We start from the raw sequence: 19,452 nt of genomic DNA, 5'->3' as shown, positions 1-19,452 counted from the left end.
ATATTGCCGCGTATATCCACGACGAAAAAAGCACCTAAAGCGGAACATCCAAAGCTTTTCGTTTCTAAAGCACCAAACCAATGCGGCTACGAAAATTTCCGTACGTTTTTCTTGTTAAATCAATTCCTTTAGCAAGTGGAAACATGGATGTTTCTACTAAGTTCGGCTCTGCACATGGATGTGCTGTCCGGACTGGTGCGTTAAAAAGGGATTTATTTAGTAAGATAAAAAAACGTCTCGGAACTAACTATATAGCCACCTAACTACATAGCCACCCATAATTATTGGCGAATATTTGCGCACTGGTCTAGTCTTTAGTTACCTTTATTTACTTGCAGGTAATGAATGATGGCCAGACCAAGACAAACGATAGTGAGCTTAGATGACACGCCTTATTATCACTGCTGCTCACGTGTTGTACGCAAAGCATTCTTATGTGGCATTGATAACACAACAGGTGACAACTATGAGCATCGTCGTGAATGGGTTGATTTACGCATTATTGAGCTTGCGACCATCTTTGCGATTGATATCTGTGCCTATGCAGTCATGAGTAATCACTTACATGTAGTCCTTAAAGTGGATGCTGATAAAGCTAAAAGCTGGTCAGATAAAGCAGTACTGATTCAATGGCACAAAGGTTTTAAAGGGACGTTACTGACACAGAAGTTTGTTAACAATGGAGACCTTAATGAGTTTGAACTTGAAACTGTTAATGGCTGCATTGCCGAATATCGTCGACGTTTAATCGATATTCGTTGGTTTATGCGTTCACTCAGTGAGCCGATTGCCAGGCAGGCCAATAAAGAAGATAGCTGTACCGGCAGATTTTATTCGCTGCCATCCATGGCGCTCACCCTTCGGGCCAGCTAAAGCTGTTCTCATTTATTCCTTATAAATGAGTGGGAAGGACGCTTTAAATCCCAGGCATTACTTGATGAAACAGCCGTATTAGCTTGTATGGCATATGTTGATTTAAACCCCATTCGCGCCAAGATGGCGACAACCCCTGAAACCTCAGATCACACCAGCATTCAGCGAAGAATTCGCTCAGCTATAAAAGGTGAGCAGCCAGCAGAATTACTGCCGTTTGTAGGTGATGAATGCCTAAACATGCCTGACGGGCTGATGTTTAGTGTCAAAGATTACATTGTGCTTGTTGAAGATACCGGGCGAATGATACGAGAAGGTAGGCGCGGTGCCATTAGCTCAAGCAGCCAAGGCATTCTAAACCGACTTAATATGCCTGCAGACAACTGGCTTAAAATTACCACCGAATTTGGTCATTTATTTAAAGGGGCGGTGGGTGCCTTACCGGCATTAACAGAATACTGTGAACATTTAGACCGAAAGCGACGCCACGGTGCAGCAAACTGCCAACGCTGGTTATGTGCTTAAAGCTTAATTTTTCAACTATCTGTAAGTGACCCCTCTCTTGATTATTAATGGGGTCAGGTTAAAATTAAATTGTTGTTTATAATTCACTCAATGGCTGATTAAATTTAACCTGACCCTAATTATTACCGGATTGATAATATTTGACAATAGCTTCATCGCGAGTCTTTGACTGTGCAAAATAAAAGACCTGACGCTCATGCCCCAATATATAGCGGTTGAACTAGTGATTGAGTACTATAAGACTCAATAGTGAGCGATGATAATGGTTATTGAGTACTATAAAGCTCAATAAAAAGCGATTACCGCAATTATTGAGTATTATCGGATGCATTTATGATCAACTTAATAATCTTCTAATGAACCAAATTAACTTCAAGCACAAAAAATTAAATGAGTCATGTAGTAGTTAATAATTGAAGCCAGTAATAGTTATTGAGTATTATAAAATAACTCGACACCCATCTAATTAACGGAATATTAATCAGCTTCTCTGTTTTATTCAGCCCTGAGCAAGTTACATAGCCACCCATAATTATTGTATTAATGGGGTCAGGTTAATGTATTAATGGGGTCAGGTTAAAATTAAATTGTTGTTTATAATTCACTCAATGGCTGATTAAATTTAACCTGACCCTAATTATTAAATTTAACCTGACCCTAATTATTAAATTTAACCTGACCCTAATTATTAATCAACTCGCCCAAAAGAGTGCACGTATACAGGGCCTGTCCCGCTCATAAGCCTGAACCGCCATTCAATTCTCCTAGACGTTTTTTATCTTGATAAATAAATCCCTTTATTCTTTTTTAACAAATAGGGCTCCGGCTTGAATAGCACATCCCTGTGCAGAGCCAAGTCTGTGGAAACAACAAGGGCACGCAGACCTTAGCCCGCTGATGATCCGGAACTGGTGTAAATGACTTCAGCGTCCTGCCCTACGCCTTTCAGGTCGTTGTCGTAAACTCCAACGTTCAAATTTTTTCCTGACAAATTTGTCGCTCCATTTTCCACTTGCTAAAGGAATTGATTGATCAATAAAAATGGTCGGAAATTGCCTAGCCGCATTGGTTTGGTACTTTAGAAGTGAAAGCTTTGGATGTCCCATTTTTTGTAAGATACCGCTGGTGGACTTACTGCTAATTGTAAATTCAGTTATTTACTCTGATTAGTTGGATTACGATATGACAATTCTAAAGACAGGGTGAGAGAAGAGCTGATATATCAACTACCTCACGAATTACTGTCTTTATATGCAGTTATAATTGTTTTGATTCATTTATCCACTTTTATTGCTCATTATATGAATACGTTATGCAAAAGTTCCACATTTTTAATACGTTAAACTTATTGAAAATAAAGAATTGTTTTATTGTGATTTGCATTTATAGCGATCTCTATAGATACAAATGCCTGATTTCCCCCAGATAAAGATTCAATTTACAAATTATTATAAATACCTTCTAACTGTTTTTATGCTTTTTCTGGTCTAATCTTTAACAATAAAAAAATTTTAAAATGTGTATTAGTAATAATGCAGTTAGGTGCCGGATATACAATGCCATACTACCTATTTCTGTCTGTAATTTGGGGTGCTTTAGGCATCTTCTTTTTCTTTTTTTACTTAGTGGAAATAATTCAGTTATACCCCTTCAATGATACAGAGGTCATAGCAGAAATCATGCTGATGTTGCTATCGGCAACTTCCGTCTTCGTATCAGCTTTCTGGCTTTGGCGGGGTCTTACCTGGGCGAAGTTCGTAATGGGGTTTATTGCCGTAGTCTTCGCTCTAGGTTGCGGAATGGCAATATGGGTGCGGGACTGGTGGGGAGCTTCAGGTATTCTAGATGTCCTTTTAGTTTCCTGTATATGTCTGAGCTTTTATACACTTTATGTATTCTTAACAAGGGCGCCAACCTCTGGTGCCACCTAACAAGCGCAGGCAGTCGGGCCAAAGTGCCCGCTGATGCGAGGCGTTATCTGTGTAGAGATTCGAGGAATTGAGTTATGAGAGACGAGCATATTAACAAGTGTGCTGACACGTTGATATTGCTATAGAATTCTGCCCTTATGGTAACAAACGAGTGATGTGAAGTTTTTATAACTTATTGGATGGGGGTTGGCTGTATGCTAGAAACGACTCAGAAATTGATTCTTATGTACCTTCCTCTAGCAAGCGTTCTACTTGCGGCAATCGGTATTTATTATCAAATAAAAAAGTTCAATTCCGAGAAGGAAACGCAAAAACTGACAGCCCTTCGCAGTTCAGTTACTAAGCTGCGAACGCGCTTGAGCCACTATATTGAAGTTACTAGTCGCCCTACATCAGTGTCAGATATTGCTTTCACTGTTACTGAACACTGTCTCGCATTTGCTAAGAAAGATGTTTCCCATCAGGGGCTCTCTAATCTATCTGACTTTTCCGCTATGCTTTGCGATAAAGACACAGCGGATTTTATAAAACACGCCATTACAGCGGGCCTTCATAAATCTGACTCGCGAAAGGAGCTTCTACATCAAGCGGATCAGATAAAGGAAATCCCCTTCCAACAGGAAGTTGCCTTGCCTTTTATCTCAGAAATTGTTGGGGCATGCGTTTATTATGTTACTGAGGCAATCAGGAATGCTACATCGAGCGAGATTTATGACGAAGTAATCAATTCATTGGTTACAAAACATGAGTCCAAAGCGAATTCAAGCAACCAAAACAATAACGAGGGTCCTTTGCTATTCCGGGATTTTTCACTACTCATACACGAAAGAACAGAGAAGTCGTTAAAAGACGATGCAATGCCCATTGTAGATGCGGCGATAACATTACTAGACTTGAGTACTTCATTCTTATTGGATTTGAGCGACAAGAAGCTAAAAGAAATCATTGAGTTAGATAAAAACATGTTTTTTAATACGTCCCCCAAGTCCGTAGAAGAGCCTGAATTAGTGACAATTATCTTGAATGTTACAGCGATAATTGATGAGGGGATGATTGATTCGTTTTTAAAGCAAGAGTATCTTTTTCGTGTAGAAATACGCCGACTCGCTGAATTGACTCTTTCTCCAGATGAAATTTTTAAACTTGTTGAACAATTCCCTCTGTTGAATGTTTCTATTTCAGGACAGAGCAAGAGCACATATGAGATCTAGCCAACCTATGTTGCGTGCTGGCGACACTCTAATTGAGGACAGCCAAACCTTTTTGCTCGATCATATTAGGCGATAAGGTGCTAACATCTAATTTCAATAAAAAGATTGCCTGTTCAGCCTTTAAGCCTTCCTGCCATCCAGGCTTTGCTCCTAATTTAGGGTAGCCACTTCTTTTTGCTCGATTATATTTGATGATAATGTGCATTTTTTATTAACACAGAATTTCTATAAAAAGATTGGCTGTCCAGCCTTTTGCCTATAATATACTGAGAATTCCTCGCGTTATTAAGTCATTAGCTGTACTTAAAATTCGTACGGGAAAAATTATTTTAGTCATATTAAGGAAGGTAGTGATAATGAAAGGAGCAGGTGGAAGTTCGGGTGGCATAGGGCATTTTTTTATTGGTTTATTAATGATGAGCGGTGGTTTTTATCTGCTGCTAAATGCAATCACAGTGACTTCAAATTTTGGATTAGGGAATAGGTTATATAACCTGAATGCTTTTGGCACTAGCGTAGGGCTTACGGGTGGCACGGTGATGATTCCGTTTATCTTTGGTGTGGGTCTGGTTTTCTATAACGCGAAAAATATTTTAGGGTGGCTACTATCAATATGTTCAATGACAGCATTAATATTTGGAGTCATATCATCCGTTCGTTTTAGTTTACGCACTATGTCATCGTTTGATCTTATTGTTATTTTGGTTTTAGCGGTAGGTGGCCTAGGACTGTTTTTACGCTCTCTAAAAAAAATTGATAAAAAATACAGCTGACCAGCGCCTGACTAAGGGATTGATATTCTAATCCCTTAAAAATCATTATGACTTAATTCAACAGCCTCTAATATTTTTGTCTATGGCGTAACAACACAAATACGCGATCATATGAATTTTTAATAACACAAAATTTCAATAAAAGGATTGGCTGCTCAGTCTTCCTGCCTTCCTGCTTCCAGCCCTTAAGCCTTCAAGCCTTCCTGCCTTCAAGCTTTCCTTTCCTTGCCATCCAGCCTTTACCATATTAGCCCTATTACTTTGCATATTTAATTGTGATAGCTGTAATAATACCCCACACCCAATTAAAGAATATGACAAACACGGGTGTCATCAGTCCAAGCTCTATGCCAGCAATGCCTTTGTTTGCCACATATGGGAAAATTATCAAGAGCATAACAGCGGTTGGAAAGAGACTTAAGATTGTTCCCTTAAGAAGTAGCCTTGATTGCATCATTGGTAAAATGAAAAGAAATCCCCAGAGACCGCCCCACACAATCCTTGGATACAGCCATGCAGGGCTTAAAGAGGGGGCAATTGAAACACCAAACTCCGAAGTGATACCAAGCTGTCCAAATTGCCAAACAGCGATGCTGTTGGCTAGTGCTCCCAAGCAACCCGCTGCAAAGAATATTAATAGTTTTTTCATGCTCACTCCTGGTGTGGATTAACAGTGTATTATACCAAAAGAATTAATTAAGTGATCAATGATTGCGAAGGAAAAATCAGCACTAATAAGGCGTGAGTTGCAGGAGATAGTTATTCTCACTTCAAAACTCACAACGCAGTTAGGGATGATTTTAACCAGCAAGGGTGATCACCTTTTTAGTTCTTTTGGTATTAGTCTGCATTCTCAGCAATACACTGTAAAAATTTGATGTGTTGATAAAAACCATATCGCAATAGATTTATAAAACAGTCAGATAGAACCGTGTTTTGATTTCAAGTTGACTTTTTTGTTGACTAAAAACCAGTTAAAAGTCATTAGTAGTGAAGATGACCCTGAGAGTCAGTATTTGATTTTCGCATTGATAGGCCGGTATGTACGATTTACGTTAAAAAAGTCAACGGTAAGTCAAGAAAACAACATAATAATCAGTCCCCCACGAAAGAACCTGTTATAAATACTCTCAATAAACAGTTTTCATTCACACATTAGTGCGAATGCAGGCTAATACGCCGTTAGCTTTAGCTCAATAAAATGGAGATCTGCCCTATGCCAAAAATGGAAAAGTATAAAGACGAATTATTAAACGAATTTGAATCCAGAACTGATGAGTGGAGTTATGGTTCTTTTGAAAACCGTTTGTCAGAGCTTAGAAAAGGGACAAGTTACCTCGATGCAAAAGGTATCATAAATGATGCTCATCATTCTGGAAAATGGCCGAGGACAGTAAAAAGATACCTCATAACAAATTATAAGGTCTTTGGTAATGCGAGCAATGAATACGGTGATACATTTAACAGTATTTATAACGCGATGTCTGATACAGAAAAGAGTGCTTGGGGGCTGGGTTAAAATCTAACAAGTGTATATTTAAGTACCTTCCAATGCCTCAATCACAGGAAGTAGAATAATGACCCTAAATGTTAAACCATAATCATCAAATTTTTTGTAACCGGAAGCATTTTATTATTTATTAGCAGTGCGGCTATAGCGGGTGAATCTGATATCTCAAAAGGAAAGTATCTCGTGGAAATAGGCGGATGTAATGATTGCCATACCGCCGGGTACGGCCAAAGCGGTGGTGCAATACTCGAGGAAGAGTGGCTTTTAGGCGACTCTCTGGGTTTCCGAGGAGACTGGGGTACGACCTATGCTGCTAACTTACGCGAATATGTCGAAGGACTTTCCGAAGATGATTGGGTTAGTAAAGCTAAGACACTAAAACAAGGCCGCCAATGCCATGGTGGGCGTTAAATAGGATGACTGAAATAGATCTGCGTGCAATCTACAAGTACATCCAGCATCTTGGTGTTGTTAACAGCTCCGTCCCGTCCTATCTTCTTCCCGGAATAGAGCCGACAACGGCCTTCATTCAATGGCCTCTTCCACCTAAGCAGTAACAACAATTGGGTTCCAAAATAGAACAAAATGCTACAGCGGATGCGCTAAAGGTGCGCTCCGCTGTAGCATTTTCGTTATAGGCTTTAAATAAGTTCTGCGTTGGCGGCTTGTAAACGAAAATCTATTCTTCCCGCATATTCAGCGCTAAGGTACATTTTTATTAACAGCTCATTTCAATCAAAAGATTGACCGTCCAGCTTTTTCAGTGCCCTATTATTTAATTCAACCCCTTCTAAAATATTTTTCTGTGGCGTTATAGCACAAATACCCGCTTATATTAGGCGCTAAGGTACATCTTTATTAATATCTAATTTCAATAAAAAGATTGGCTGTTCTGCCTTTCGCCCTTGCTCTAATTGTTCAGATTGTTCCTCAAATAAGATAAGCATGCCTTTATTTATTTTTTCATTTAAATTCAATTCATATTTTCATTTCAAAACAGAATAACTAGCTATAACATTCTGATTTTGATAGAATTTTTAAATTAAATTACCTTTACTTACCACCTGTAAAATATGGATATATAAATGAAGTTATTACAACGTTCAGTATTCACGCTGTTAATCGTCTCTCTCCCTTCTTTTGCCGCTAATAAAACCAATGACTCATTCCGCAAGGCTAAGAAAATACTTGAAACAGATGTGTATCAGAACCACAGGATAACCCTTTATTGTGGTGCTTCCTTTGATGCTCAGAAAAACATTATTCCACCTAAAGGTTTTTATACTGATAAGTACGTTAAGAGATCCCAAAAAAATGAGTGGGAGCATGTTGTGCCTGCGGAAAACTTCGGACGTACTTTCAAAGAGTGGCGTGAAGGTGATAAACAATGCGTAACCAGTAAAGGTAAAAGCTTTAAAGGTAGGAAGTGTGCTGAAAAAGTAAATACTGAATATCGATATATGCAGGCTGACATGTTTAACCTTTATCCTGCTGTCGGTGCTGTGAATGGTCTTAGGAGCAATTATAATTTTACTATGTTACCGAATAAAAAGAGTAATTTTGGTAGCTGTGAGATGAAAATAGATAATCGTAAAACAGAGCCACCGGTAAGAGCAAGGGGGCGCATTGCTCGAACTTATATGTATATGGAAGATACTTATCCGCGTTACAAAATGAACAACTCACAACGACAATTAATGAATGCTTGGAATAAGATGTACCCCGTAAGCGAGTGGGAATGTATGAGAGCAGGAAAGATTGCAATTTTGCAGGGGAATGAGAATTTAGTCTTGAAACGGGCTTGTTCACAAGTGCGTAATGCACAGATTGTTGCACAAAAAAATACGGCCATATTATAAACTATGCAGTTGGCCTATAGGCTGATGCTAGCAGTTAAAAAAACCGTCACTAAGTTACTAGTGACGGGAGGGGCTGATACAGGGGGATTACAGCGGTTATTATTTATTGTTTTTTTTCACAAACACTAGCGGCCAGGTTGTCATCCATATCAATATAGCAAATAATCTTTTTAATGGTTCGTGACTGCTTGTCCAAAGCGGTTTTTGCTCAATAGGTTTGGCATTTAGCTTTAAAGCATATAATAACCCAATGACAAAATAGGTAATAACGATATACATAACTATGTTAATAATAGTGAACATTTCAGCCCCGGAGGTAGTAAACAGATCCCTATCTTATATTAAATGACGTGCATCTCTAAATAACCTTGCGGATTAAAACTAACTATTACTTTATTTTATCGGGACCAATCGCAGGAATAGGGTGATTCAGGTAAATAATACCAAAGCCGATAATTTTATGTTTATTTATACCGATTAAAATACATGCTCGCTAGACAGAAAACTACATTTTAGTCTTTGCTATTAATTTTATTTATAACAGACTGTTATTAAACATTTTGTGTCCAGCTGAAGCTGTTTAAAATAGTTCCTGCTATTTTGTATAATTAGAACAGTTACTGCAATCAATGCCTTGTTTTCATGCATTTTTCCGGCGCCTAAAAAGATCACTTAATGAGTGGAATTGGTATTATCTCTAAAAAAGACAAAAGTGGATATATGGAAAGAAAAAAGTGGATATATGGAGCGACGAGAGAACATTTAGGTGATACGTTTCATTAATTAGCAAAAACAAGGAGTGATAATCCACTTAATAAAAAATTATGTATCTATTTGCCTGAATATCCCTGCAAAGTTTCCAGTTTCAAATGTTGTTGGATATTTGAAAGGAAAAAGTGGTGCTTGATTATATTAGAAATCAAGACAGGACTGTTGCCGTGATCCCAATTTAAAGCCTAGCGAGAAATGTTAATACCTCTGGAATTCAAAAATCATCATTATATATTTGCAATTGTTGTTTTATTTTGAATATCCTCATTATCTTATGTTAATTTATCTCCATATTTTATAATCTTCTTCCTCCCGTCAACAATAAAGGAAATGTAATTTGTCTGCCGGCATTAAAAAATATTTGATTATCTTTTTTGTTTTGTGCGCTTTTGTATCAACTGCACTGTTGAGTCGCTTTATCAGTGAAGAGTGGATGTTATCCGCAGCTCAGACTGAGAGTGAAAACCGCTTTTTAAATTATGTCGGAGATACTCGGCGGGTGCTAAAGCGTTATTATTATCTACCTTCCCTTATTGCAGAAAACAGTAAAAACAAGTTACTGCTTCAAGGAGATAAAGCGGGTATCTCCGAGGTGGAGATGCATCTTGAGCAGCTAGATAAATCTGCAGAAACAAATGGCTGGTATATTCTCGATCCAGAGGGTGTATTAATTGCATCCAGCCGCGATCATTCCGGTTGGATAAAAAATGACGGCAAGCTGATAGCACAACGTCTTGCTGAGCAGCAGGATGAGGTTGTAACACTAAGTTATATCACAGAAGGTAACGGACATTATTATCTTGCGGCTGACATTTATGAAGGTAATTTACGGTTGGGTATAGCAGTCGTTAAAGTTAATTTAAGTGCCTTAACGGAGTCCTGGTTAGCCAGTGACGAATTTGTACTTTTCAGTAATGAGCAGCAGACGTTTTTTCTCTCCACTAACAAGAAGATAAATACCCAGAAGTTTGAGCCGGATCTATGGAAGAAGCGTGTGTTATTTGACAGAACCAGACTTCATATATGGGAAGTTGAAGGGCAGTTATATTTAGTGCAGCAGGTACTGCTCGATGATTTAAAATGGAATATCTATTATTTAGCGCCAATTTCCGACATTAATAAAAGTATTAATATAGTGACATTACTGGTGTTGACTTTGCTGGTTCTGCTGCTGTTTTTACTGCTGTTTATCTATGAACGACGTCAGAAATTATTATCTAAAAAGCAGTTTCAACAATTGCTGTTAGAGTCGGAACACAGACTGCAGTTGATATTTAATAAAGCCAATGTCGGACTAATGCTGCTGGACACAAACGGTGCGATTAAGTATCTCAACCACACTGCGAAACGTTATTTTTACTTATCCGACTTTTTGGTTAAAAATATTTCCGTTAATCAGTTATTCCCTTTACAGGATTGCAGCCATATCATTCAGCTATGGCTGAAAAACCTGTGTAACAAAGGTCCAGTTTCAGAGTTTTCTGCTGTTGAAAGTATCGCTAAACGAAGTGACGGAACGCAATTCCCCGTTTTATTATCGTTAATAAACCTGTCATTTCATCAGCAACAGGTTTATTTGCTGACTGTTATTGATATCAGTAAACGTAAAAAAGCTGAGAATGCACTGCGCTCTGTTAACCAGCAGTTAGAGGTGCGTGTTGAACAAAGAACAGCAGCATTGCGTGATGCTCAAGAAGAGTTAGTGCAGAGCAGTAAAATGGCTGCATTAGGGCGAATGTCCAGTGCGATCACCCATGAAATGAACCAGCCATTAACAGGGCTACGGACGCTTTTATCAAGCAATAAATTGTTGATTGAGCGTGGTGAAATGCAGATACTAAGCGCTAATATGAAGCTGGTAAATACACTTATTGACAGAATGTCGGCCATGACAAAGCAGTTGAAAATGTTTGCATTTAACCGTCCCGAGAAACTGCAAGCCGTTTCGGTATCTGATACGCTGCAGCAGGTGCTGCGAATTCATCAGCATCGGTTAGCCCAATGTGATGTCAGGGTGCGTATGCCGGCGCAGCTCAACTCAATACTTGGCGAATCACACAGGCTGAATCAGGTGCTCGGAAATCTGATTGTCAACGCGCTGGATGCGATGCAGGGCAATGATAGTCAGACCTTGAATATCTCGGCAGTACAGGAGCAGGGTAACATTATTATTGAGGTGACTGACAATGGACCCGGGGTTAGTGAAGAGCAGTTAGAACACCTTTTCGAGCCCTTTTATACCAGCAAAAAAATAGGTGAAGGTTTAGGCCTAGGGCTGGCCATTACGGCTAACAGCGTACGCGATATGCAGGGGACTATCGCTGCCGTTAATAATGCTAAAATCATGGGGAAGGACGGCAATGTGCCGGGAATGACCTTCCGCCTGACTTTTTTAATCGCTTCCTCAGATTAAGTGTTCATTTTTTCATATACTTTAGTACAGATATAATTTCCGATCGGAATGGCTGAAGTGGCCGCCGGTGAAGGGGCGTTACAAACATGCAGGCTGCGTGGGCTTTCTGCAAACAGAAAATCATGCACAAGGGAGCCGTCTTTTAATACTGCCTGAGCACGAATGCCTGCTGGATGAGGTAATAAATCATTAACTTTCAGCTGCGGGCAATATTTATTAACCTGCTTTAAGTAACCGGGTTTCCACCAAGAGTTCTTAGTCTCTTTTAAACCCGTCAGCAGGTTATTCGCTGATACTTTCCAAAAACCAGCAAAACCGAGCATATCACCAATATCTTTTAGATCGATATTGATTTTACCATACCCTTCGCGCTTCCACCCCTGTACTGCATTGGGACCGACTGTTACCGAACCGTCTATCATTCTGGTTAAGTGCACCCCTAAAAAGGGCATATCGGGATCCGGTATAGGATATATCAGGTGACTCACTATATTGTTGAATTTTGGTGCTAATCGGTAATATTCACCACGATAAGGAATGATTTGAAAATCGGTTTTGATGCCTAGCATACGAGTAACGCGATCTGCCATCAAACCAGAGCAGGAGATTAAAAAACGGCAACTGAACTGCTGATGCAGGCCTGCCTTTTCACACTCTACTTTTATCAGTTCAGTTGTTTCACTAAGATCGACAACTTTTGTTTCCAGTTGAATATGACCGCCAATTTTGCTGAATTCCGCCGCCATCTTTTCTGTGACCAAACGGTAATCAACAATACTGGTAGCAGCAACCAAAATAGCGCCTACTCCAGTGATATTTGGCTCACGCTGCTGTAGCTGGTTTTTGTCGAGTAGCTCAACATCAATATCATTTTCCTGGCAGCGAGCGTAAAGCGCTTGCATACGCGTTAATTCAACGTCATTAGTGGCGATCAGTAATTTCCCGCAGTTCTGAACTTCAATATCATGCTCACGGCAGAAATTAACCGTTGCCTGCTCGCCTTTTTTACAAAATTCTGCTTTTAAACTTCCCGGCGCATAATATACGCCAGCATGAATAACGCCACTATTATGGCCGGTCTGATGTTGTGATAACTGCGTTTCTTTTTCAATCAGTAGAACTGATTTTTCAGGTTCATTCTTCTGCAGTTGCCAAGCGGTGGAAACACCAACAATGCCACCGCCGATAATAATGTAATCGTAAATTTTATCCACAGGTCTATACTCCAATTTTTAGTAAGTGGTCGGTTATTATTGTATTTTTGGAAGCTAGCATGCTGTGCTTGCTACTGTTTCTTGGTGGCTGTTAGTAACATCCTCTGTATTTTTACGACTGAACATAAATAGGAAGACGAAAACTACTATAGATATCAACCTAACGTAAATTGGCATATCCGGCCAAGTCAGAGCAAGGCCTGTGATGAGTAGAACAAGCCGAATAAATAAATTAAGCGGTCCTTCGAGGTATCCTTCCATTGCCCCGATAAATGCGTAGGTGCCGATAATTGCGAAGCCTCCGACGGTTAGCACTTCAACCCAATCCCAGCTAACTAAAGAGGTATAAGCCATTAACAAGGGAACTAAATACAAACCTTTAGCAATCTTCCAGGCTGTTAATCCGGTGCGCATTGGCGGGGTCTGCGCGATGGTTGCAGCTGCAAAAGCAGTCAGACAGACTGGCGGTGTCACGTTACTATCTTGTGATAACCAGAAAATAATCAAATGTGCGGTTAATAAGACTAATGCAACCTGTTGTGCACCAAGTCCCTGCTCTAACAGTGTTCCCATAAAATCGGCAGGAACTAATGCCAGTAATGAGTGAGCCTGTTCTGGTAGCATAGGTGCGCTAAGTGCAGAGAGCTGGTCGGGTGCAACCAAGGAGAAGATGGTACGTGCTTCTTCGGGTAGCTGTCCGTCTACCAGCAGCTGGATTATTTGGCTTTCTGCAATCAATGTATATAAAGCAGGAGCGGAAAGGGTGCCTAGCACGATATAAGCGGCTGTGACGGGTAAACCCATGCCGAGAATTAATGATGCAAGGGCGATTAATAGGATCGTGATAATCAAGCTACCGTCTGCCCATTCATTGATCATTAAAGAGAAGGTATTACCCACACCTGTGGTGCTGATCACGTTGATTAATAAACCAATAGCGACTAACAAAATCGCAGTAGTGGCCATATTACGTGAACCCTGTGCAAGTGCTTCGAATATTGCTTTCGGGCCCATTTTATTATTCGGTGAAAACCATGATGAGACCACGACTGAGATGATAGATAAACCTGCGGCATAGGTCGGGGTGAAACCACTTACAAGCAAGCTAACTAATACCACTAGCGGTATCAGGTTATGCCAGCCGGAGATAAATACTTTAAACAGAGATTTATCGGAAGTTGATACCTGATGAACACCACTTCGTTTAGCTTCAATTCGTACAAAAAATGCGACCGATAAAAAATATATAAGGGCCGGAACAACAGATACTGCGATAATATCGAGATAAGGAACCTGCGTGTAGGAAGCGATAATAAATGCGCCTGCTCCCATAACGGGCGGCATTAACTGTCCACCCGTTGACGCGGCCGCTTCAACACCGGCGGCAAAACGCGCAGGAAATCCGGCACGTCGCATTAAGGGAATAGTAATGACGCCTGTTGATACTGTGTTGGCAACACTTGATCCGGATACCGAACCCATTAATCCTGAGCTCAACACCGCAATAAAACCTGGGCCGCCGATTATTTTTCCGGCAACCGCGCGGGAGACATCAATAATATAATCACCGACACCTGAGCGCACCAAAAATGCGCCGAACAGGATGAACATCACCACAAAGCTCCAGCTGATCCGTGCAATTGCACCGAACATACCTCCAGAGCTATAAAAACTACGGTAAAGCAGGGTTTCGTAGCTCAGACCTGGAAAATGAAACATACCCGAAACCCACTGCCCCCACAGGACGACATAACTTAATGCCAGTATAATGAGTACAGGAATAAACCAGCCCATTGTCCGCCTCACTAACTCTAAAACGATAGTGATTGCGAGAATAGAGAAGAACCAGTCGGTGGCGACAAAACGTACGCCCCTTTCATAAAGCGCATCTTCAGCGAAGGGAATATAGAGCATGCAGCTGAAGGCGGCTATGGCGATAAAGATATCAAAGACAAGGGCGACTTTACTTTTTTTTAAACTTTTATGAGGCGGATATAACAGGGCACAAATAATGGCAAAGCCAGAAAAGTGAGTTGCAGACACCCAGAGTTCCGGCAGGGTAGAAAGAGTATTAAACCAAATATGGAGCAGAGCTAGCGATGCTCCAAATATGGAGACAAGTTTTTTTAGCCAGGGGAAATCACTTCTGGTCGGGACTTCAAATTTTTCAAAATCCAGCTCGGTTTTATCATTCATGGGTAGATATCCTTGGAGAAGTTAACCTCAAACCAGCAAGTTAAGTGGTTTGAGGTCGTTGGAATATTAGAGGAAACGTTTACTGTACAATTAACTTGGCAGGGATAGTAATACCCACTTCCTTGTAATAACGTGCTGCACCTGGATGAAGCGGCAACGGAAGGCCTGCAATCGCTTTTTCAATGGCCATTGCTTTGGTCGATTGATGAATACCGTTTAGGAAAGTTAGGTTTTCATAGATGGTTTTAGTTAACAGGTAAACATCATTTTCAGAGACGTCTGCACGTGCTGCCAGGAAGTTTGGTTGCGCGATGGTGTTTACTGCTTTGTCCTGACCTGGATAAGTGTCGGCTGGTATTACAACCTTGCTCCACAGATCAAACTTCTGGTTAACCTGTTCGAGTTGTTTATCAGAAAAGTCAAGAATCTTAATATCTTCACCCAATACGGCAAAGGCGCGGGTAACTGCGCTAACAGGCATGCCAGCAGGTATGTTCATACCGTCGATGGAGCCGTTCTGCAATGCATTTGCACTGCCGCCGTAACCTAGGTAAGCCAGATTGAAGGTTTCAGGATCAATATTGAGCGAAGACATTATTTGACGACCGGATCCTTCGGTTCCTGAGTTTTTCTTGCCGATTGAAAACTTTTTGCCTGACAGCTGATTCAAGTCTTCAATAGTGCCGGTTTTTGCCAGTTCAGAGCGAATGATAAAATGTTCGACATTCTGCCATAACATACTGATTGAACGAAGTTTGGTCTGCGGGCCAGTAGTTTTGAACGGACCTTCACCCTGCCATGCCCAAGCACCGTATAACCCTTGTAGAATGGCAAACTGTGCTTCGTCATCATTTAACAGTTTAACATTTTCACTGGAGCCGGCAGAGCTGATAGCGGCCAGAGAAAAATTGTGTTTAGGCTCGAGCTTTATTTTACTTAAGGTGGCAAGCGCCACACCGACAGGATAATAGGTACCGCCCGTTGAAGCGGTTGATAAAATATAACTGCGTTCTTCAGCCGCAGAAGCGATGCTGATATTTGATGCCAATAATAATGTGATCAGTGTTTTCTTAAACATTTTTACTCTCCGTATAGTGCATTATGAAAGGTTAACTAAAATCATCTTCAGTTAACTAGGTAGAGCAAATTTAGTGCCAAGTTTTCAACTTGTTGATATTAAGGGGTTCTTAAATATTGATGTCTACAAATAGGCAAGTTTTAGCTTATTTAGCTGCTTTTATATAAGCAAAAAACAGCCTATTGTTGGTTTTGTACAACGGCCCTGCTACGTAGCGTTGCAGTGAGGCATGTTGCAAGAAAAGGTGGGATGTAACTTTTATGTTAAATTTCATAGGCAATAAATTGCCTATGAAATTTAAGGGTTAGTATAGTCGGCGCGTGATAACCCGTATCTGACCATCTTCTGATTCAACGTACGACGAGGCAGATCTAACGCATCCATGGCATCAATGATACTGCCGTTATAAAAGCTAAGAGTTTCATGCAGTACTTTTCGTTCATAGCTTTGCAGCTGGATCGCCAACGAAAGCTGAGAGTGTTTAGTTTGGGGTTGTGAGCTATTTTGATTAGGTCCCCTTGATAATATATCTCCGACACTGAGGGTCTTATCCAATGAAAAACGGGTGGCGACGTTTTTCAGTTCACGGACATTACCCGGCCAAGGATAGTTGAGCAGAATATTCTGTTCACTGGGGCTTATTTTTCGACAATCTTTTTTAATCTGCTGAGTATAGTGGCTAAACAGTAGTAATACATCATCGCCTCGTTCATTAAGCGGTGGCAAATACAGCTGGGCAACATTCAGGCGGTAGAATAGATCCTGCCTGAATTGCGGGAGGTCAAGCAGCTCTTCCTTGGCTGCGGCTACAACCCGTAAAGCAATATGTATCTGTTTATTACCGCCGATCCTCTCTATGGTATTTTCCTGCAGGGTACGCAGTACCTTGACCTGCATATTAGCGGGCATGCTTTCAATTTCATCAAAAAACAAGGTACCTTGGTCTGCGTATTCAAATTTACCAATGCGTTGTCTTATAGCACCGGTAAAGGCGCCTGACTCGTGACCGAACAATTCACTCTCAAATAATGATTCAGGGATTGCTGCACAATTGATGGGCACAAAAGCTTTTTTGCTTCGTGTACTTACCTGATGCAGGCTATGTGCAACAAGCTCTTTGCCGCAGCCTGTGGCCCCGTAAATTATCACATTAGTATCGAAAGCTGCAATTTTCACCAGCTGCTCGCGCAGGGCGACCATTGCAGGACATCGTCCGATAAGCGTTTTTTCCAATCCCTGAACTTGCTGCAGGTATTGTTCGCGTTCATTGGCACTATCCTGCAGCTGACGCTTTTCAACGGCTGAGGCAATGGCCTCGATTAATCTATCAGGATCAAAGGGTTTTTCGAAAAAATCAAAGGCGCCATCCTGCAGTGCATGAACAGCCATATCGACATCGCCGTGGCCGGTGATTAATATAACAGGCAGATCATGCTTCCGCTCTAGAAGCTGCGGTAATAACTGCATACCATCGATATCGGGTAAACGTATATCGCTAATGACGACACCAGGAAAATCAATTGGAATCCCCCGCAGGGCAGAGAGCCCGTCTGCAAATTCAAGTACTTGATATCCAGCCAGCTGCAGCCATTGGCTGGTGGCGTGGCGGACAATGGTATCATCTTCGATAAGTGCTACTTGAATGTTTCCCTGCTGCTGCATAAAGATACGGGCCTTTTGATTTAGTTTTGCAATTACGCGATGGTAACGATAATTTAACATTTCAATTAGTATTTAGGAAACTGCTTTTTGACTAATATTTGGGCTTCCTGTAGATAAATAGTTTGTACCCTTGAACTTGGATTCCGTCGTTAATAGCGACTGCCGATTGCTGGGTACAATGACAAGGTCCGCAGAATAAATTTAAAAATACCATTCGGCTTAATAAAGTGATCTGGGATTGCAAAGGAAAAAGGAATAAGAGCAGAGTGATGTATGATTTGTCGCGGGCTATTTCGATAGAAAGCAACGCTACTATTTCCCATTTTATAGATAAAAAATTTTTCTTAAAAATCAAGCTGTCATAATTCGTTGCTGCAGTATGGTTTAAATATTATGGGGCAGTGGATGCATCAAAATTATTTGTTGAGCATCTGCTTTTATCCCCTTTTCAGGTGTCGAGCTTTCGGACGACTCTCTCTAAATGATGCTTTTTGTTGTTAGCAGGCTTTGATTTGGAATCAGTAGCTTATCAGCCTTCTGCCTGGAATATGCTCATTTATCGTCTGTTGATTCCTGCCTCTTTAAGTGATTTATATCAAAACAAATAAAATTACGTTCTAATTTAAAAGGTGAAAATACGCTATTAAATCAATCTCTTAATATTTTAAGTCTGTTTTAAATCTGATTGCTTTATTAATACGTTGGGTCAGATTATTTTTTTGGTGTTAAGTATATAAATGCTGTTCTTTAATATAGCTGATTACGCTGTCCGGGGTTAAAAAGTCAATACTGATGTCATGACTTAATAGTTCGCGTATTTCAGTTGATGAAATCGCTAATTGGCTGGTGGCCTGAAAGTAAATTTTACCAAATTGAATATTATGTAAATCGTGTTTATCCGTCGTTTGGTGTTTTGCCACAAGGGCAGCGACTTGTTGGTTGAATTTATTCTCCCAACCGGGGCGATGGCTGATAATTAAATGGCAATAGGAAAGAATATTTTTCCAATCAAACCATTTATCAAAAGAGATTAACGAGTCCATTCCCATAATGAAACAGATTGGGGTATCGGGGTATTCAATTTTTAATTCTTTTAATGTATCAATGGTATAACTGGGTTTGTGACGTTTTAATTCACGCTTGTCAATGGTCATTCTAGCTTGCTGACTGATTGCTAATGCCACCATTTCGCTGCGCTGTTTGGCGCTGGCATGGCTGGCTGATTTGTGAGGCGCAATATGATTTGGCATAATAAAAAGCTGCTGCAGAGAAAGCGCTTCAGTGATTTCCAGTGCCGGCCGTAAATGCCCAAAATGAATGGGATCAAAAGTGCCCCCTAAAAAACCGATGGCTTGTTGTTGAATATCCATATTGATATCTGTCCTTTTAAATCAGAAAAAAGAGTATGTAATACCCAATCCATTAAATTCATGCTT

13 protein-coding genes and 1 pseudogene are annotated in these 19,452 nt (G+C 40.4%); 7 read left to right on the top strand and 7 right to left on the bottom strand.

Features of this window, described 5'->3' with window-relative positions:
• The first annotated feature begins 348 nt into the window (after positions 1–348).
• From CXF72_RS09215 to CXF72_RS09200, 3 genes and pseudogenes are all read left to right on the top strand, one after another.
• Positions 349–1,398: pseudogene (locus CXF72_RS09215) on the top strand (transposase).
• A 2,125-nt stretch (positions 1,399–3,523) separates the two neighbouring features.
• Positions 3,524–4,540, top strand: coding sequence for a hypothetical protein (locus CXF72_RS09205; protein WP_101038675.1), 1,017 nt, complete (start codon positions 3,524–3,526; stop codon positions 4,538–4,540).
• A 356-nt stretch (positions 4,541–4,896) separates the two neighbouring features.
• Positions 4,897–5,313, top strand: a complete 417-nt coding sequence (locus CXF72_RS09200; protein WP_101038674.1) for a hypothetical protein — start codon at positions 4,897–4,899, stop codon at positions 5,311–5,313.
• Positions 5,314–5,569: 256 nt separating this feature from the next.
• Here CXF72_RS09200 and CXF72_RS09195 read toward each other — a convergent pair whose 3' ends face one another.
• Positions 5,570–5,962 (bottom strand): hypothetical protein, encoded by a 393-nt coding sequence (locus tag CXF72_RS09195; RefSeq protein WP_101038673.1) that lies wholly within the window; start codon positions 5,960–5,962, stop codon positions 5,570–5,572.
• 567 nt (positions 5,963–6,529) lie between these two features.
• On the opposite strand from CXF72_RS09195, the gene CXF72_RS09190 reads away from it, so the two are divergent.
• Both CXF72_RS09190 and CXF72_RS19570 read left to right on the top strand, forming a co-directional pair.
• On the top strand, positions 6,530–6,832 hold the full coding sequence (locus CXF72_RS09190) for a hypothetical protein (protein WP_232784931.1): 303 nt from the start codon (positions 6,530–6,532) through the stop codon (positions 6,830–6,832).
• A gap of 174 nt (positions 6,833–7,006) precedes the next feature.
• The gene (locus CXF72_RS19570) at positions 7,007–7,234 is read left to right on the top strand and encodes a hypothetical protein (protein WP_198552548.1); all 228 of its coding nucleotides are present in this window, start codon (positions 7,007–7,009) and stop codon (positions 7,232–7,234) included.
• 431 nt (positions 7,235–7,665) lie between these two features.
• Here the strand turns inward: CXF72_RS19570 and CXF72_RS20035 are convergent, their stop codons facing one another.
• Positions 7,666–7,800, bottom strand: coding sequence for a hypothetical protein (locus CXF72_RS20035; protein ID WP_269801171.1), 135 nt, complete (start codon positions 7,798–7,800; stop codon positions 7,666–7,668).
• Between the two features lie 108 nt (positions 7,801–7,908).
• Between CXF72_RS20035 and CXF72_RS09180 the strand changes: the two genes are divergently transcribed.
• The gene (locus CXF72_RS09180) at positions 7,909–8,682 is read left to right on the top strand and encodes an endonuclease (protein ID WP_101038671.1); all 774 of its coding nucleotides are present in this window, start codon (positions 7,909–7,911) and stop codon (positions 8,680–8,682) included.
• 1,108 nt (positions 8,683–9,790) lie between these two features.
• On the top strand, positions 9,791–11,866 hold the full coding sequence (locus CXF72_RS09170) for a PAS domain-containing sensor histidine kinase (protein ID WP_198552547.1): 2,076 nt from the start codon (positions 9,791–9,793) through the stop codon (positions 11,864–11,866).
• On the opposite strand, the gene lhgO is transcribed toward CXF72_RS09170, so the two are convergent.
• The 5 genes from lhgO to nadD all read right to left on the bottom strand — a co-directional run bounded on the left by lhgO (position 11,863) and on the right by nadD (position 19,386).
• Complete coding sequence (gene lhgO, locus CXF72_RS09165; RefSeq protein WP_101038669.1) at positions 11,863–13,080, bottom strand: L-2-hydroxyglutarate oxidase; 1,218 nt, start codon at positions 13,078–13,080, stop codon at positions 11,863–11,865. The genes CXF72_RS09170 and lhgO overlap by 4 nt on opposite strands.
• Before the next feature lie 54 nt (positions 13,081–13,134).
• Complete coding sequence (locus CXF72_RS09160) at positions 13,135–15,276, bottom strand: TRAP transporter permease (protein ID WP_101038668.1); 2,142 nt, start codon at positions 15,274–15,276, stop codon at positions 13,135–13,137.
• Between the two features lie 79 nt (positions 15,277–15,355).
• The gene (locus CXF72_RS09155) at positions 15,356–16,354 is read right to left on the bottom strand and encodes a TAXI family TRAP transporter solute-binding subunit (protein ID WP_101038667.1); all 999 of its coding nucleotides are present in this window, start codon (positions 16,352–16,354) and stop codon (positions 15,356–15,358) included.
• Positions 16,355–16,651: 297 nt separating this feature from the next.
• Positions 16,652–18,016 (bottom strand): sigma-54-dependent transcriptional regulator, encoded by a 1,365-nt coding sequence (locus CXF72_RS09150; protein WP_101038698.1) that lies wholly within the window; start codon positions 18,014–18,016, stop codon positions 16,652–16,654.
• Positions 18,017–18,741: 725 nt separating this feature from the next.
• Positions 18,742–19,386 carry a nicotinate-nucleotide adenylyltransferase gene (gene nadD, locus CXF72_RS09145; RefSeq protein WP_101038666.1) on the bottom strand — a complete coding sequence of 215 codons (645 nt, stop codon included), beginning with the start codon at positions 19,384–19,386 and terminating at the stop codon, positions 18,742–18,744.
• Between the last annotated feature and the right edge of the window lie 66 nt (positions 19,387–19,452).

It is taken from the genome of Psychromonas sp. MB-3u-54 (assembly GCF_002836415.1).
Taxonomy (GTDB): Bacteria; Pseudomonadota; Gammaproteobacteria; order Enterobacterales; family Psychromonadaceae; genus Psychromonas.
Note: the sequence above shows the minus strand (reverse complement) of the source record. Positions and strands in the feature narration are given on the sequence as shown.